The sequence below is a fragment of the Ruegeria sp. CDSC068 genome, assembly GCF_059610545.1.
The window spans coordinates 57,466-75,375 of the sequence record NZ_JBXWNV010000002.1; the positions used below are offsets into that span (position 1 = coordinate 57,466).

The 17,910-nt window shown below is 54.2% G+C and carries 8 protein-coding genes and 1 tRNA gene; 1 reads left to right on the top strand and 8 read right to left on the bottom strand.

Annotation, left to right across the window (positions count from 1 at the left end; all coding sequences use genetic code 11):
- Positions 1 to 32: 32 nt before the first annotated feature.
- The 8 genes from AC2FID_RS05070 to AC2FID_RS05105 all read right to left on the bottom strand — a co-directional run bounded on the left by AC2FID_RS05070 (position 33) and on the right by AC2FID_RS05105 (position 14,992).
- Positions 33 to 5,681: an ATP-binding protein gene (locus tag AC2FID_RS05070; RefSeq protein ID WP_496835721.1), complete on the bottom strand. Its 5,649-nt coding sequence runs from the start codon at positions 5,679 to 5,681 to the stop codon at positions 33 to 35.
- Positions 5,678 to 7,225 carry a hypothetical protein gene (locus AC2FID_RS05075; RefSeq protein WP_496835723.1) on the bottom strand — a complete coding sequence of 516 codons (1,548 nt, stop codon included), beginning with the start codon at positions 7,223 to 7,225 and terminating at the stop codon, positions 5,678 to 5,680. Before AC2FID_RS05075 ends, AC2FID_RS05070 begins: the two co-directional genes overlap by 4 nt.
- 7 nt (positions 7,226 to 7,232) lie before the next feature.
- The gene (locus AC2FID_RS05080; protein ID WP_496835725.1) at positions 7,233 to 9,068 is read right to left on the bottom strand and encodes a hypothetical protein; all 1,836 of its coding nucleotides are present in this window, start codon (positions 9,066 to 9,068) and stop codon (positions 7,233 to 7,235) included.
- A gap of 655 nt (positions 9,069 to 9,723) precedes the next feature.
- A tRNA-Thr gene (locus AC2FID_RS05085) sits at positions 9,724 to 9,799 on the bottom strand.
- Between the two features lie 701 nt (positions 9,800 to 10,500).
- Positions 10,501 to 11,742, bottom strand: coding sequence for an RNA-dependent RNA polymerase family protein (locus AC2FID_RS05090; protein WP_496835726.1), 1,242 nt, complete (start codon positions 11,740 to 11,742; stop codon positions 10,501 to 10,503).
- Between the two features lie 5 nt (positions 11,743 to 11,747).
- Positions 11,748 to 11,954, bottom strand: coding sequence for a helix-turn-helix transcriptional regulator (locus AC2FID_RS05095; protein WP_496835728.1), 207 nt, complete (start codon positions 11,952 to 11,954; stop codon positions 11,748 to 11,750).
- A gap of 151 nt (positions 11,955 to 12,105) precedes the next feature.
- Positions 12,106 to 12,948, bottom strand: coding sequence for a hypothetical protein (locus tag AC2FID_RS05100; protein WP_496835729.1), 843 nt, complete (start codon positions 12,946 to 12,948; stop codon positions 12,106 to 12,108).
- Between the two features lie 460 nt (positions 12,949 to 13,408).
- Entirely contained in the window at positions 13,409 to 14,992 is a 1,584-nt protein-coding gene (locus AC2FID_RS05105) for a nucleotidyltransferase domain-containing protein (RefSeq protein WP_496835731.1), read from the bottom strand.
- An 887-nt stretch (positions 14,993 to 15,879) separates the two neighbouring features.
- On the opposite strand from AC2FID_RS05105, the gene AC2FID_RS05110 reads away from it, so the two are divergent.
- Complete coding sequence (locus AC2FID_RS05110) at positions 15,880 to 17,892, top strand: DEAD/DEAH box helicase (RefSeq protein ID WP_496835732.1); 2,013 nt, start codon at positions 15,880 to 15,882, stop codon at positions 17,890 to 17,892.
- Positions 17,893 to 17,910: the final 18 nt, after the last annotated feature.

Consider the following 17,910-nt stretch of genomic DNA (forward strand, 5'->3'; position numbering starts at 1 on the left):
ACAGCCATTTGATTGGCAACATCGGAACCTTTTCACCCCTTCTTTTTATCGAAGAAGGTGAAATAAGGCTTGTCTTTCATGAACGTACCCAGCACGTGATCAGGGTCGCATTTGAATAATGAGTGCAGGTTTTCTAGCACTGGGACTCGTGCTGCCATTTCTGCTGCTCCATCGCCAAAACCTAGTCTGGTGAGATCCTGAGCGGTAATGTCGGGAACCTTGTGGATGCACCAGGTTCGCAGGGGTTGTGCCCAATTCACTCCCCCCAGTTTGAAATGCGAGAGGTACTGCGACGAAAGGATAACTCCCATTCCGAACTGGCGACCTTCCAGCAAGAGTTTCTCGAGTACTTCGAACCCGTGCTCCATTATGTGGTGAGCTTCGTCTACGAGCACGAAGGAGTCTACGAAACGGCGTTGGATGTCTCTTTCGTCAATCTGGAAATCTGGTCGGACACGCGACGGCATGTACTCGTTGTAGACCAGGTCCAAAAACAACGTGACCAATATGTCCTGAATCTGGCTCCCAGCATTGATGCCCTTGAGATCCAAGACGAGTGATCGGTCAAATAGCTGCGCGAAGCTCGAGATTTTCTCTCGGTTTGGTTCAAAAATCTCCAAGTTAACCAACGCCCTTAGGGCTGCAGTCACGGAGTCACCCTTTGGCACTGCTTCTCCGTAGATTTCCAGCACGTCCGCGATGAGCGGAAAGCCACGGCCTCGGAAACGATTGTACGCCTCAATAACGCACTCCTCGAGCTTGTTCCGCTGCACCGGGCCAATGCGGTTGACTTTACTCACCACGTCCGCAAAGAACATCGCCCTTCGAATATGAGCGTTTTTGCTGGATCCTTCCGGCAACGCGAAGAAGTTTAGTGGGATAGGTTCTTCGCCCGGTGCAAGCAGCCTCCCATCGATACTCTCTATAAACTCAGCGTCTACAAAGTCGTTCTTGTAATCGAAGATGAGCGTCTTCGGAGCTATTCCGCCGTTGGCGTTCGCTGACCGTGAAAGCTGATAAACTAAGGAACGAACGAACTGCGTCTTCCCCGTCCCTAGGTCGCCAACGACTCCAATGTTCAGTTGGTTCACGCGCGTGTCGCCCGGGTCGAAAACCACTTTCTCGGTCTGGATGCCTTTTGCACGCTCTCCAACTTCAATCGCAAGCCTCGATAGCGCTCCAATTCCCCCTGTCTCTTCGATCTGTTGCGGTACTTCGGAAACCTTGTCCCCACAGGGCTCTTCGGCGGTTTCCTGTTCAAATTTGCTGGTGCCAGACACCTTTTTCGGCTTTTCTTTCTCCTCAACTGCCAGTGTCGTTTCTTCGGTGGCTTGCTTGTTGCCGAGTTGCAGCGCCTCGAGAGGCCGATCAACGTCGCGAGCTGCACTCTTGGCCTCAAGTTCTAGTTGGTCGCGACCAATAGCATCGATGAAGCTCTGCTGTATGTCGTTTTGGTCTCCAGAGACAATCGCGCGCGCCAGCTGGAGTGGGTTAACAAGGACCTGCCACGGGGAATCTAGCGCGGTGCCCCGGGTCTCGATTGACGATCCCGACTGAGTGGCACCTCCCGATTGGAACCAAAGCAATGTACCGGTAGAAGCAAAGAACCGCGCTCTGCCACTCGAGATTTTCTGTAGGAAATCCCTTTCGTTTTTCAGGATTCTGTCCGAGGCGGCCGTGTCACCGTTGGCGCGAAGGGCGAGCGCGGCTTCCATCAAAGAAGTAACCGCGTTTAGGAGAAGGACGTTTGGTCGAGCATTCACGTTATCGCAAAGGCTGCCGAGCAATTTGTGAGAGTTTTCCAGTTGTCCAAGTGCCTCGCGCACCTCAAGATCACGAGGAACTGGGAACGTGCCCTCGCGGCGACGCATTTTCACCTCTACGGGGTGGAGCACGATGTTGAGCGAACCATCCTCGGTGGGGACTGCGCGCACGGCGAGAATGTCAGCGCGGCGGCGGTCTTTTTCGATCGTGCCATCTTTGCCAATGGCCTCGAGTACCGAGTTCACCGCGTCCATCGGCAGCATGCACCGAATCTCGTCAGACGACCCACCTGCTTCCCACGCCCTCAGCGCACGAAAAGAGAGGAAAAAGCCAATCGCACCAACTGTTTGGGTGTGCCCAATTGAAAGCAGAGACGATAACCCGATTCCTCGTGATCCTAGCTCTCCCAGTACCAGATCGGCACCAGGAGTCCCGAGATTTCCAAAAGACGCGACGCAATCGTTTTCCAGCTGGTCCCTGAAATGTGGATCGAGACGCGCGATCGTCGTGTATGGTCGCGCCGGGCCGACGTTTGAGCTAACTCCCTTGGCCGTTCTCGTGAGGAAGGCGGGGCGCCACTCCCAGAGTGCGAGCTCTGAACCCAGGCTGCCAATTTCCTGGGATAGCGTCGCCGGGTCCATGTGGGCGTTTCCCGCGACCGTCCACTGTGCCGGCGAATTCCGGAGCTCGCTTGCCAAGAGACGGCAGGAGACCCCCGGGTAACCGGTTGAGCCAGTGGGAGCTTCCAAGAGGCGGAGGCAATGCCCGTACCCTGGCAAAGACTTGAACGCGTCTTCTGGTAGCCCAGGGCAGTACCCGCTTCTCTGAGTTCCCGGTGCTGCTCTAGACCAGGTCACATGCCTGTTAACGGGAAGATCAGGGGCAGACCCACCGAGTTCCTCGCTCTGGCCAGCATCGATGCTCGTTTCGACTAGCGGGGTTTCCAGAAAACGGACATCCACGCGCGGGCGTTCTTGCTCCTTCCATTGGAAAGGTGGAGGAGCTGTTCTGAAGCCGATTTTCTTTCGCGTCTGGCCAGCGGCCTTCTCGATGGCCGCGAAAACTTGCTCAGGCTCGGGAATCGGACCGCACCGGAGAGGGCTGTCAAAGACCCTGATGCCTCCGGGCAAACGGTCACTACGCAGTGCCACTTCGGCAGCGGCGGCGTCAACGAGTGCGAAGTCAAGCTCACGTGAACGCTGGACCTCGGACGAGGAATAGATCCCCGCGTTGATCTGAGTAACCAGCGGGTGGACTCGTAAGTAGTCGCGCAACGCGGCAGCAACGCCACCGCGATCTAGGCCAGAAGCTGCACCCACAGGAAACCTTCTTCCCAACAGGCTTCCAAGCCTTCCTGTCCCATCCTTGGTTACCGAGTTAGAGGCCAAGAATGACCAACCAGAGTAGAGTCCATCCATGCCGGTATCAAGCGGCATGGCAAGTAAGTAGCTCGTCTCGAAGGGCGACGGGGCCAGATGGGGGAAACTTAGGCCGTCACAGAAGCGGAGCAGGTCGATCACGTCTTCCGGGTTTAAGTTTTCGAGGGCATCGTTCGCGGAGTTTTGCACCGACCAGGACCACCCCATGCGAAGCGGGTGAAGAGGAGACAGCAGCACACCCTCGAGTCTTCCCGCCCTGTCAGTCGCGAGCACTGAGAAAGGAACCGACAGAAGTCCACTGGGTTCGTGGGCCTTACTGTGCCCAAGAAGCTCCGAGAATGAAGCCAGATATCGCTGCAGCCGTTCGAGGGATAGTCCCCTTAAGTCTATCCTGCTTGGCCAAGCGGCAAGGCCGCCTGAATCGCTGGAAAGGTCGGGTAGACGAAGCTCTTTGAAAGATTCCCAGAACCGGTCAACGGCGTCACTGGCCGCTTGATCCAAGACCAAGCGCATCGAGCCGGAGATCTCGCCCCAGGAGTAATAACCAAGGTGTTCATCGAGGCGCGGCCAGTGTGGCGGTTGGGTGTCCCCGATCTGTATCGATACGATCCCAAGTGCCGACTTGAACGCAGTCGACGGTTCCTGAGTGATGCAGTTGTAGCTCAGCCAATCCTCGATGGAGCCCCTCGGATCACGTCTGATCTCACCCTCTACACTACTGTCGATTTCCTCCGAAAGCGGGTCACCCACTGCGCACGCGGTGAACGGCGAGATATGCGCCATTTTTTGGTCGGGCATCCTGATCTCGGCACGCAAGCTGCCCAAGTGCAGGAAGCTGTCGGGTTTAACCTGGAAATCTGTCGAGAGACCCAACTCGAGTTCCTCATTCTCCAGTTTCTCGCTGGCCAACGAGATGGTCGCATCGGGCCATTCGATCTTGGCCTCACACGAGGACTGCATAACGAGGACCCTCGCTTGCGTGGTCGGCCGTCCAAGCGTGAATACTGGTGGTGACGCGTCATCCGACCTACTTGCCACGAGGCGTTCCTCAAGTACCTCGTACCTCGTCGGTGAATGTACGCAGATCTTGTACGTTGGCGTCTTCGCGCGCTGCTTCTCTAGTAATATCGCCGAAGCTCCTCCAGGGAAGGGCAACAGCAACTCGATAGCCTTAGGCCCCCGAAGGATCTCCTTCGCTGCGTCGCTTATCGGCGAGAGGCTGATCTGTTGTGATTTCTGAGGCCAGTTGCCCTTGGTAAGCCTAAGCTTGATATCGAATGCGGCAACGATGTTGCCGTCTGTCTCCTCGACAACAAGGTTGCTGGCAGAGAGCATAGACGATCGGCATTCTACCCCGACCTCAATCTCTCGAGGGTCAAAGAGGTGGCTGGGTCCAAGCGAGACCGCAAAACGACCTAGCCTGGCTTGTTTCGCAGATACTGGCTCTGCAGGGTCAAAGGTCGCGATGTGAACTCGGTTTTGTAGGTTCGGGACAATCGGCAATGCAACCGATCGTGGTCCGATTACCCGGCTGACAGGCAGGTCCTGCTCCGCGACATTCCCGCTAGAAAAAAACGAGGATTCCTGCGTCGTAGACCACGCTTGCATCCATTCTTGGTAGGGGGCTGCGAGGAAGCAGACCGAGAGTAACCGGTGTCTAAGCGTCGACCGCACGGTGGTAAGGTTGTTCCAAGGAAGTATCGAGAGAGCATGATCCTCGCTGGACCCCAACCGGCCGGAACGCCGTTCCTCGTCGCGAATATCAAGTATTGCGAGTTCTACGGTGTCGGTCCTGTCCCACCTATCCGCGATTATGCCCGCGTATTTTTTCGCGTCGTTCTGCCTTGCATACTGGTTGGCAGACATGTTGTCCGGGATCGGCAGCCCGAATGCCGCGTAGCACGCGGCGGCATCGGCCATCGGCGAGCGAGCCTGTTTCATGGCGAGGAGCACGGAGGGTAGATAACGCAAACCGTGGTCAAGGTGATGCCACCAAGCGTCGCTCCAGTTGAGTTCGTCGTTTCCACTCTCCAGATACGCATCCGCCAAGTAGACGCAGACCCTCTCAAGGGTGGAGAGCAGGTTGTTGCTGTGCGAGAGGTGTATGCCAGCCTCCTCGAGGAGCCCGGGAACCTGTGCGAGTATTTCTCGGATGGAGAGTGAGGATCCGGCAACACCGGCGACACCAGCGGGAATACTTTCAGGGTTAAGCGGGTTGTAAGCTTCAAGCGACTTAAGCTGCTTCAGCTCGCCCCGGTGATGCACGAGCAAAGCGGCAACGTGTTGACCATCATCGCGGCTTCGCATCTTGATGGCCATCTCCGAGGAGATTTCCCCCTCTCCCGGCGTAGGACGGACAACATGCGCGAAGTCGTCGACACCGCGCGATGCGTTTGCCTCATCGGCAATGAAATTCAACTTTCCCGGTGCGAAACTAGCCGGCACGCTGACGCTCGACAAGCCGTTGAACTTAGCCAGTAAACGACCCAACGCGCGAGCAAGAATCTCTTTCTCTTTATCCATCTCTTCGTAACTCAAAACGCGACCTGCACCTCGATTGCCTCATCCGCGTCGTGGCTGCCCCTTGCAAGTCCCGCGTCTTCGAGTCGGTTAACGATCGCGGTGAATCCGGGTCGGAGGCACAAAGCCCGGAGGGAACCGTCTATATCAGCGACCCGCGCAACGCCCTGCCCCCTTCCTGAGGACAAACTACTCAGCACGACTAGCCATTCTTGCCCTGGGTCAACCACATGGTAGCGCCCCCTGAGACGAAGTACGCCGTAGAGGTCCCTCGAGCCGGGAGAATCCGATCGCTCGGTCAGCGCGTACATCACCGTTTCCCGGACGTTTTTTGATGGACCGCGGCCCGACCGCAAGTCTTCGGCGGTCCTCTCGAAAGCCTCGGCGATTTGAGCCTCAAGAGACTCTGTTGAACGTGTTGCGCGCCAATCCCGGGCCTTCTCTATCCAGTTGGCGAGACCGTTGGGGTCGTTGTCGAACTCAGCAGGTTTCGGGCAGCCTTCAGAGATCCACTGATCGAGAACCGACAATGATCGAGTTTCCCGTATAACTGCTGTTCCCTGTATGACCGTGGTCTCGATTTGCTCCTTGACGCTTCGCTCGGACACCCGTGCCTCGTCGTTCCAGCGCAGCAGCGGACGCGATTTTGAGAGAGCCGCTCTCACAACGGCACCGGGCTCCTCGTCGGACACCACGCCGAGGGCGAGAGTTCGAAGTAGATTCATTTCGAAGAGGAAACCGAGACCAAGTGCGTTTCGAAGGATGCAGGCAGCCCAGTCCGCCCAGCGACGCCGAGGCATTCTCTCGATCCAACCGTCTTGGCAGAGCGAATCCCAGGAACGGGCAAACCACGAGTAGGGAGTGGCTTCATTCTGCAACCATCGCGGTTGGACACTTCCCACCGCCGCGTCAGGCCCTTCGCATTCCGAAGCGATCACTTTCTTTGCATCCACTAAGAATTCCGGTGCTCCAGCTTCCAATGCATCGTCAAGCCACGGCGCGATCGTACTGCCTTCCCCGCAAAACAACTGGACGAGCTTTCTCGAAGCTGAGCCCTGACCTCCTCCTAGCACGTACATTCGTTCCAAGATTGCGGCGTAATTGGCTGGCCCAGAGGTGCGAAGTAGCCCTGAGCGGTCTTGGAGCAAGGATGTGCCGAGACTCATGGGAACGGCCGCGTAGGATTTCGACTTCGCTGGGCGAAGCGCTCTCATGTCGTCGAGAAGGATCTCCGCGGCGGCCTTGGCCTGCTCGGCTGGAATGTCCAGATTCTGGCGAAGGCTCTCGACGAGCTTTTCCCATCTCGCTGTGCCCTGCCGAGGGCGTGTGTAGCATATGCAAACTTTTTGGGGCACAGAATTGTCGTAACGGTCGAAAGCAATTGCGTTGTATTTCTTTCCCTTTTCGTTGGAACCAAGCGAAACTGATGTACGGTCACGCGCTCGCTCCACAATGCCCCAGGTGAGAGACGAGACAAGAATCTCGGGCATGTTCGCGTACTGCGGCCGGTTTAGGCGAAGGAAAGGGCTGCCTGCGGAGCGCTCGGTGCTATTATTACTCATACTTTCCTCATCGTGGCCGAATGACCTGCGCGTCCGTTCCCACGAAGACCGTGTTGCCGCCCAACCGGGGGTTTGCACGTGCCTCGAGCGACACGAGGCGAGCCCGTAGACGCTCAAGGCGTGGTTCAACGAAGCGCAGCGAGTCCGAGAAACCCGATCCGTCGGTCCTAGACAGGGCTTCGCGCATCAAATGGAAGTCCAGCGGCGTCTCGGCATAGTCCTGGATTCCGGGACGCTGGATTCTCAAAATCATGCGCCCACCGAAGACCGACAAGTCTAGCTTGAAGTCCCTCGGGTCCACCTCGATGGCAACGTGAGCATCGCCAGTGGCAGGAGCAGTCACCCTCGGTCGCATCAACGGCAATCTCGCGAGGGCCCCACTGCGCCCCTGCGTCGGCGGGAGGAAAACTCTCGCGAGCGCGTCGTTGACGTCCCTCGAAAGGCCCTCGCCACGTAGCCCTCGGCGCATACATCTCTGCAACTCACTAATGACATCGACGAAAGCTGGCCTTCCCAAGACGAGCCCGTGGAACCGACGCAAGTATTGTGAATACCATGGAAGCAATTCAACCCGCGCAAGCTCTGAGTGATCACTATTCATCGGGTTCGCGAGCTCGGCAACGACCTTGTCAAGCTCCTCCTCCAGAGGGCTCCAGGCAGGTTTCAACCGATCGTCGACGCTCAGGAATCGCCCGGCAGCTCCCGTTCCATCGTGCGCTTGCCCCATGGCTCCCGCCAGTAGCGCGGGCTTATCCGACGAGAAATCCAGAAGCGGATCAGACGCGATCATCGTCTCGAATGCGTCGTTTTGCGCGAACACGATATCCCGAGTCTGGGCGCCAATGGGCGCACTTGCACGAAGGCCGCCGTATAAGAGCACGTGTGTCCTGAGGCTCGCGAGGGAGACGAGCGCGCGACCCCGGTCCAACGGTGAACTTGCGGTTTGGAAGTCCTCTCGGGTTCGCTTTACCCAGGTCCCGATTCCATCGAGCCCGTCAGCCCCGATGGGCCCCACCAAAGCTAGCGCCGCCAGACCCCATAGGTCGCGGTAAGAAAAATTGAAGCCACCGATGAGCTCTGCGCCACGGGCAGCTCGGCACCAGGCATCGACGACGTCCTCGTTCGAAAGCATGGAGGCATTGGCCCGAATCGGGTCCAAATCCCCCCCGGGCCACTCGTCACCGTTCTCCTCGAGGAATCTTGCCGCGAGTTCACGGAGCGGTTTCTCGAAGGCCGCGTCACGCCTTGCGAACCCGGCACCGCCCTCGTGGACCAAAGCTACGCGGCGCGCTTCGCTGCTTGCTCGCGCACCGTCGGCAACGGGTAACGGTTCCAGTAGCGAAAGATGATCCATGTAAACCACGATCGCCTCGAATTCCTCGCCGTTTGGCGACTTCAGGAAATATGCATCGTGATCAGAAGCTACCCGTGGTTCCCCGCGGATGGACCATCCCTCCACCTCCGTTTTCTCGGTTGTACCGTCCTGAAAGAGAAGGGAGGTGATGCGGTGGGCCACCGCGTTCACGCCATGCATTTTGCGCCCGGAAAACTCTCGTAGTTCGCCGAGTAACACGCCGCGGTTCACGCATGCCAGAAGGTGGTCTTCCCCTTCGATCGCTTGCGTTATGTCCTCGTTGAGGTCGCCCTTGGAAGTCCGGTCGGCCGGAATGGTTGCATCGTTTACGACACGGAGCAACCTACCAGATGGTGTAGTGTAGGTGTATGAGCGCTGCGAGTAGCCGTCAGTCACGTCCTGATTGTTCAGCCTTTCAGCGCGAGCTTGCTGGACGACACGTGCTGCGAGATACGACTTGCCGTTACCAGCGCCACCGACGAGGAACACGAGACACGGTCTTTCCGTTTGTCGGTCACTGCGACATGCCGTGACGAGCTTGTGGCAAGCAGTGAATGCGAAAGGCGAAGCGGGCCCCTCAGGCCAAGGCCCGGCAGCTTGCGACTTAGTTGGTGTTGCAGCGACTTCTGGTCCACCGAAGGAACGCTCGAAGATCCAAACGGGGTAACTGCTACTCAAGACATCAGCCTTTCTGCTCTGCTGGCCCCAATAAACCCAAATATTGCAAGGTTATGAAAACCAATGACATTCATTGTATCAACACCGATCATTGCAGCAAAGTTTTGGTCATTCAATATTCCCACTGTGGGAAATCTGGGAATCGCATCAAAAAAAATGTGATTAATTCGTACAGTGGCTTTCGCAGCGTCTATCGATGAGAAAACGTTCTCCCTTCAAATATTTGAAGTCCCGCCCAGAGATTGTCCGCTTGGCGATCGTGTCCTACTTTCAGTTGCCGCTTTCGTTTTTGGGAACTTAGAAGGCTTGTCCCATGTCCGCGGTGTCAACGCTAGCCGCGTGACAAACCGCTTCGCGCCCTGATGCGGGCATCTGACACTTGGGCAGCACGACAGTATTTGACCCAGCCGCAAAGTGGCTAAATTGCAAGCAAGCGATCTTTAACTTATTGTCTTATTTTGAGGAATGGTGCCGCTGAAGGGACTCGAACCCCCGACTCCATCATTACGAATGACGTGCTCTACCAGCTGAGCTACAGCGGCTTTCTGGACCCTATTTTGGCCCTACTACCAATTCATATCAGCTCGCGGTGCCATATGAATTCGGTACAACCACAATTGCTCTATTGCGCTAGCTTTCAAATGAAAGTTTAGATCGCAATTCCTCTATCTGATTTATGTCAACGTCGTATTCCTTAGCCAGGAAACTGAGCGCATGCCGCAATGCATACTCGGGGCTCGTCTCGCCCTCGCAGTACCAAGGTGGATCTGACAGGTTGATCCCATATCGTAGTCGCGAACGAGAGTGGCGGTTGCCAATATGAATCTGCCCAGCGCGAGGCTGAAGATAGCCTGGCGGGTAATGCGACTTGCCTGGTGTGAAGAACAATCGAGCATCACCAAATTCAACCGTACCGCGACCTTCAACTAAAATTCGTACCATTTTGATCTCCGAATTGTCTGCTGCAGTGGCTACGGTGCGCTTCGAGCAGCAAGTTTTGCATGTAGTTCGCGCTTATCGGGAATAGTGACGTGATACTTTGCATAAATACCACATTTTAAAAATAATGCAAATAATACAAACACTTGTAGCATGCATCAAATTGCGACGTTGAGGCTGAGATGTAGATTTGAACCTGGGTTCAACGTAGTTCTGCATTAAAGACTATAGAATTGAACCCGGGTTCAAAAAATACCGGCACATGGTTGTGCCGGTATAGGTCTGTTGTGGTTCACTAAGAAGCTCACATCGCGGTGTACCTCAAATCAAAAGGGCTTTCTGAAGAAAGATCGTAATCCAGAAGCGTTTCGACATAATAATCCCACCATTCATCTATATCGCTGGCCATAGAGTGACCGCCGAGTATTGCGCGCAACTTTGAACATGCGGAATAAGGTAATTTCGACCCACGAATGCGATCCACCTCAATAAAGTGAGGCAAAACTCGCTCAAGCTTGTTGAAGGTGCCCTGCGCTATACGCACGTCGGCATGCTCATCTTCACAATCGAAGGAAATTTCGTACCCAAGAAACTCGAATGCCTGACCAACTTCATAGTTAACTTGGGTCAATCCGAGCGGCCCAGCGGGGCAGTCCTGTAGAAACTGAACTACTGTGTCTGTTATCTCCCTGCGACCTGCCTCAGACTTCGCGACAACGAGGATGTCATCGACGTAGACGTGTACGAAACCGACGTCTTCGTCGATAGACGGCAGATCTTTCCAGACCCATCCGAGGATCGGCCAAGAAGCAGGGGACCCTTGCATTAAACCCGTGGGCGCACCCGTATTGCTCATGTCCTCCCTGTATAAGGGGGAGAAAATATTCTCGTCTTTTGCGTGGTTACAGACCTCCTTTCCGTATTTGATTAGTGGTGTCGCGAAGTTCAGGTTTTCATTTCGCAGCGAGTGGGAAACAAAACGTTGGTGGACCGGTGGACGGTCAAGAACACATGGATTTATACTGGCAAAGCAGTTTTCGATGTCCAAGGTAGACACATAACAGTGTCCATCATTAATTCGCCCCAGCGCGTCTTGGATCAAAGCATTTCGCCCTTGCCCTTTACGTGAGTAGACATTGTTCGAATGAATGGTTTGCGCGTCGATTATCGCTCCGATTAAATGATGTGTCGCCATGAGATATGTCCCGGGGACGCAAATCTCGCGGCATCCTCCTTGCGGCTTTCGCTTACGATACCGTTGGATTGGTTCATTGAATGTCCCGTCAAGGTCGAATTCCTCCGCCAATGCGTTCAACACTTGTAAGGGGAGGTGATATAGGCCGCTTTTCATAAGGCCGAATAGCTTAGAGTTGTGTGTTCTGAACAAGTCATATGTCGCTTTGCGTGCGCGGCCCCTGTGACCTAGAACGGCCATCAAACCGATATTCTGTATGCTTGTGTGAGTTTCTTGATAGATGCCTTGTTTGATACGAGTTTCTTTTTTGCTTGTCGGCGTCACAGCTGTTTCTATTGTGGGGATGTTCATAAATACTACCCTTCAGCTTGAAACGAACGAAGTTCGATTGCGGGACAGGCGTTTAGCCAGTTGTCGACATCGGCCTCACGCCAACGGACACTGCGGACACCTAACCGAAGGGCTAGTGGGAACCTGTTATCAGTCATCATGTTGTAGATGGAAGACCGACTTAAGCCGGTTTTATAAATCACTTCTGAAAGACGGAGATAGCGTTCGGACATTGTGTCACCTCGTATGAAACTGTGTTGAGGCGCCAGTTTTGAAATGATTCGGATGTGCAGAAAAAGTCGGCGAAGCCTGCCAAATGTATGCCAAAACTGACAAAAAATGGGGCTCAAAAACTGTGAATTGTTAGAGAGCGGGAACTTTAACCTACCATCCGATTTCCTGCATGACGCGATAAAACGTGCGCTTACTTATGCAGGTGCGAATGTTTGGGTTGCTGCGCAGCGCGTCATTCACTTCGTCCAGCAAAACTTCGACGGTTTCCTCTGGTCGTCCATTTGGGTAGCGTTGCAAAAGTAATCGCTTGCATTCTCGGCTTGCTGTCGGTGGACGTCCGGGAGTTTTGCCGCCGGTGAGTTCTATCTGCATTGCAAAAAACTCTTCGGTGGAATGGTCTAGGTATCTATTGAATTGGCGCGTATCTGGGACTTGATCCTCACGAACTAGAAGGTGAGGAAAGCACATTTTGCGGATCATTGTGATATCGCTTTGACTAGGGCCGCCCGAGTGCCGTTCAATTTCATCTGTTCCTAGTAACGTCCAGTTCTCGGTGTTCCAGAAGGGATACCTTAGCTTGCAGTTTTGGACAAACGTTTGAAGCAAATCTACAAAACATCCAAGATCATCGGTTGGGATTTCGACGCCATTGTCAAAACGATCAAGGGGGCCGTCCAATAGCGATCTACTGATTTCAATGGGTTTTAAATTCTTACGGCAAAGAAAGAGCTGTGTATTTTCTTCCAGCAGGAAACGCTCAACCAAATACGATGCAAGCAGGTGTTGTAGGGTAGTCGGATGTATCCAATCTTTGACCATTGGTAGTGTGTCTATTCGTTTGCTTCTACCCGGTTCAGGTCGATCGAATTCGGACTTCTTTGAAGTAAATCGCTCGCCGGATTGTAGGCGCCGCATCAAAACACTTTTCTCAGTAAATTTCAGCGTATGGCGTTGAAGACCATCGACAAAAATAAATCCGGGAGGGCAAGGCATTGGCATCAATCCATGTTAGAATAGAACTTGCATTCTACACTTCTTCCTTTGGCGAACTCTTGTCTCTTATGTGTCGCGAGTTGAAAGTACTCAGCTGTTGCCATTCGGTACCTTTGGTTCAAACAGCCAGCTAAGTGTTGCGTGCTGACCTTAAGAATTAAACTACTGACATAGTTTCACTTGAAACTTTGGCTGTTCCGGTGACGTCGGAAGAGTTGTGTGTTTTTGCACCTGGGTTCAAAATCGAATTGTAGTGAAGTCTCGCTCAATGCTGGATGTCGTTTGAACCTGGGTGCAACACGCTTCTCCGGAAGTGCAGAACTGAACGCCGGTCAGTGCTTTGGTGAGATCTAACTATTTACTTTAGTTTGCTTGAAGATTTGCTCGTGATAGAACTTGCACCCAGCTTCCCACAGATATGCCAAGCGAAGTACTGGGCTTCCTAAGATTACGTTGCCATCTATCTCAGTCCAAACTGCCAATTGTGCAGCATAAAATACTGTTCTGTGACTTTCGTCGTTGGGTAGTATCCTTCCTCAGCGCTTGAAAATGTGTGGATATACCTGGAAATGAGCTCAGGAACAAAACTCTTCGTCAACTCTTTGGTTTGAAATTCAGAAGATACAAAAACTTCGTCCCTCGCATATAGTTGCTTAAGATTGCCTGCCGAAAAAGAGAATGCGGCAGGACTTTCAGGGTAGAGCGTAACATTCCATGCTTCCCAGCCGCCGCCTATATTGATCAATCCGGAACTACAGTGTTCGACCCACGCATCAATAGCATCAACCAGTAGCTGCTCCAGTTCATCCTCATTGTTGGGAAATATGTAGCCGCCATAGAATAAGATAAGGCGAATGCCGTGTTCGATCCGAGAATTCAGCCCGTCAGACTTAGCTCTAGCCTGAAGCACTGATGCCTTCTCTTTGAGCTCCGAATTAGACAGTTTTTCATCCGGTGTCACAAATAGCTCCGCCGCACCGTCTTCTTCTTCAAAAGATATTTCAAACGCGGGCTCTATTCCTGCAGACAAATTTGCACGAGCAGAGACCACAGACCTGTAATTGTCAGATCCTGGCCCGGCCAGCTTTGTGTCCTTTGAAATCAAAAACCTTGAATCCATTTTGAATCTGCTGAGTGCAGAAGTCGACGTCCCCTCTCTTTCGCGACCAATGTAAACCCTACTATCGCTCGGATATTGGCGAAGAATGTTGTCGAATATGACTTCGTTAACATATGCGAAATGGTCAATCGCCATAATTGGATCCACGTCGCCTCTCTCCCCGCTTCTGACGTCAACCCATTCCTTTAGGGTGTTTGAAAGATCTGAAAGGGAGGGATTTTGCAACAGGTGGCGCCTCAGAACATCGGCTCCCACCGACAGAGAAGTGGCTTTCTCTTGATTAGTTTGCTTATCTGCGACCGAGATGGCCAACAGTCGTGCCAACTTTTTGGGAACTGGTGAACTTTCGGCCTTTAGTATTAGGCTTTCGGTTCCGTTTGCTGAAACTCCGACAAATTTGGCTCTTGTCTCCTGTACCTTTTCCAGCGCTTGGATGTGTGAAGGAAAGTGGATGTCGCCGCTTTTATCTTCCCGGATGCAGGATAGTTTTTCCCCCGACATAAGCTCGACTACAGCTGTATTAGATATTATTGCGCTTTGCCCGCCTTTGTGGATCTGTCGCGCCAACTCTTCAGGTGTGACAGGAACAAAGCTACAGATCTGTTGTGTGGCATCTTGTCGCTTAAGAAAATACTGAAGCTCGCGTTCGAGATTGAGTTTTACCTCTCGAAGCCTATTCAATACATCAATGCGTTCATGCGGTTTGAGTTTCGTAAGTTCTACAACGACAAAGATGTCTACGTCACTTTGGTTTGGGTCGAACCGTCTTCCTTGCTCATTAACTAGGCTCCCGAAAAGATACGCTTGGCGCGCAATCTCCCGAACCGTATCCTGCCTGAACTGGTTCTGAAGCAACTCTATCAACTCACCAACCTTTGGGTTGATCCTTAGTGGTCGCGAGGATGTCTCAATATTCGTAGGCATAAACAGGTCCGTTATCACAGGTAATTTCTGATCTTTGCTTCGTAGCGGTCGGTTTTTGACCATGCAACCCTAAGTGAACTGGAAGAAGCTCCGATGCAGCCACAAGTAAGAAGGATGACCGCGCGCAAAGGGCGCGGAAGAATGCGTCCCACCGAAAACCAGAGTGCGTGCAGCGAACTCGCAGAGACTGAGCCGACGTTAAAGCTGGGACTAACTATCTGACGAACCATGATGGCAGAAGGAACTGGGTGCTATGCCCCCTCACGGGCTTCAGCCGGGAACGCCCGGCGACAATTTTTGATACATCGCTCTCAGAGTAGCGCGCCAAGGGAACTCAATCGGAGCGCGGGAGTGCGAGGCTTCCTTTGCATAGTGGTCGGTGACAAAAATACCAGTGGACGCGATCGAAGCTTGTGAAGGAGGCTACCTGCCGTTCGACCTGTGTGCTTGAGGCGACCAAGGACTCGGTGTGAGATTGCAAAGACAGCTCTAGCTTTCGAGTCGTGGTGACCGGGCGTGTCGTCTAGCGGAACGCAAGCTATCTTCAATATGGTAGTTGGGGGTATGAATGGGGGTAAAATTTTAAAAGTTGTAAGATAAAACTGTTATTTGTCATTATTTTAGATAGTTGATATGATGCCGCCCCCGGCACCACTTTATCTGGTAAAGTATTGGTTTCGCATCGGCTTTTGACAGTTGGCTGAAACTGCAGACAAGTTCATCAAAAGATACCTACGTGACCGGCGGTTTTTTACTTCGGTCACCACAAAAGACACGGCTATACATTGCCAGCGACTCCCGTTAAGAGGCGGTCTTTAACCTTGGAAGATGCGCTGATTGCAATACCGCAAGGCACGTATCCCCCGGCTGATACAAAGAACACCACCGTGAAACAGACCATCGCAGATGCGCTTGCCCGCAAGGGTTACGATACTTTGACACAAGTCCAGCAGGCCGTGACACAGCCCGAGCTGGAAGGGCGCGATATGTTGGTGTCGGCGCAAACCGGATCGGGAAAAACCATCGGGTTCGGGTTGGCGATCGCACCACAGTTGCTGGGCGAAGATGAGACGTTCGGGGCGTCCGGCGCGCCGTTGGCTTTGGTGGTTGCGCCAACGCGGGAACTGGCCATGCAGGTCAAGCGCGAGCTGAGCTGGCTGTACTCGGATGCTGGTGCGTTTCTGGCCTCGTGTGTTGGTGGCATGGATATGCGTGATGAACGCCGGGCTCTGGCGCGTGGGGCGCATATTGTTGTCGCAACGCCGGGTCGCCTGCGCGATCATATCATGCGTGGTTCCATTGATCTGACCGCGATCCGGGCTGTGGTTCTGGACGAAGCCGATGAAATGCTGGACCTTGGATTTCGCGAGGATCTTGAGTTCATCCTGGATGAAACTCCGGCAGAGCGGCAAACGTTGCTGTTCTCAGCCACGGTCCCGCGCGCCATTGCTAGCCTGGCAACGCGCTATCAGCGCGATGCCGAGCGGGTGAGCACTGTCAGCGAGAAAACCCAACATGCCGATATCGAATATCGTGCGATGATGGTGGCGCCGCGGGACGGGGATAACGCGATCATCAATGCATTGCGGTATTACGAAGCCCCCAATGCCATCGTTTTCTGTAACACCCGCGCGATGGTGTCACGACTGACCACGCGGCTTTCAAACCGCGGGTTTTCTGTGGTGGCACTGTCCGGTGAGCTGACGCAGAGTGAACGCTCTAACGCGTTGCAGTCGATGCGCGATGGGCGTGCGAGGGTATGTGTGGCGACAGATGTCGCGGCGCGCGGGATTGATTTGCCGAACCTCGATCTGGTGATCCATGCTGAATTGCCCAACAGTCACGAGACGCTTTTGCATCGCTCTGGGCGCACGGGCCGGGCAGGGCGAAAGGGCGTCAGCGCCCTGGTGGTCGAACCGTCATCGCGGAAAAAGGCCGAGCGTATTCTGAAGTTCGCAAAGCTCACGGCGGATTGGGGCGTCGCCCCGTCTTCGGATGAGGTGAACGAGCGAGATCAGACGCGGATGCTCGCCTCTGATGACTGGCAAGTCGAAGTTACCGAAAGCGAACAGGACGCGGTTCGGCACCTGGTTGAAAAATTTACCCCTGAGCAAATAGCAGCAGCGTATCTACGTCAGTATAAATTGCGCCATTCAGCACCGGAAGAGTTGGCCCCGGTTACGGCGGACCGCCCCAAACCCCGCGCCGCCTTTGGTCCGAGCGTTTGGTTTTCCTTGTCTGAAGGTCGCAACCAAAATGCTTCGCCGCGCCATTTGCTGCCGATGATCTGCAAGGCCGGTGATCTGACCAAAGACGATATCGGTGCGATCCGGATTGCCGATGATGTGTCTTACGTCGAGATCCGCGAAGCCAGTGTTTCGGGCTTTCTAGCGGCTGTTGGACCGGGTATGAAAATCGAAGGTTCGAAAGACGTTGTGCGCTTGGATGGCGCGCCTGACGTGCCAGCGTTTGAGCGTCCAAGGTCCAACCGCCCACCCAAGGGTAAACCGCGTCCGCGCAAAGGGGGCACCACCCCGGTTGATTGGAACGATGCCCCGACGCCCCGTAACCGCAAACCCAAGCCCGAAGATCGCAAGCCCAAAAAAGCAGCGGAACGCGGTTTCAAACAGACCCGATCAAAAGAACATGGCTCGACACCGCACCGCGACTCGTCACTCAGCGAGCCGGATGTTAAATTCACGGCAACGAGCGCAAAGAAGAAGTCCCACAAAGCACCTGCCGGAAAAAGTAAAGACGCGAGCGTAAAGCCCGGCGGTAAATCTACCAAAGGCCTACCGCCGCCCAAGGGAAAACCCAGCAGCAAGAAAAATCGCGCCCGCGCTGCGACAGCGAAACCGGGAAAAGGTGGAGACGCCTTGCCGAAACGGCGCAAGACTTAGCGCCGTTCAATGCACGCG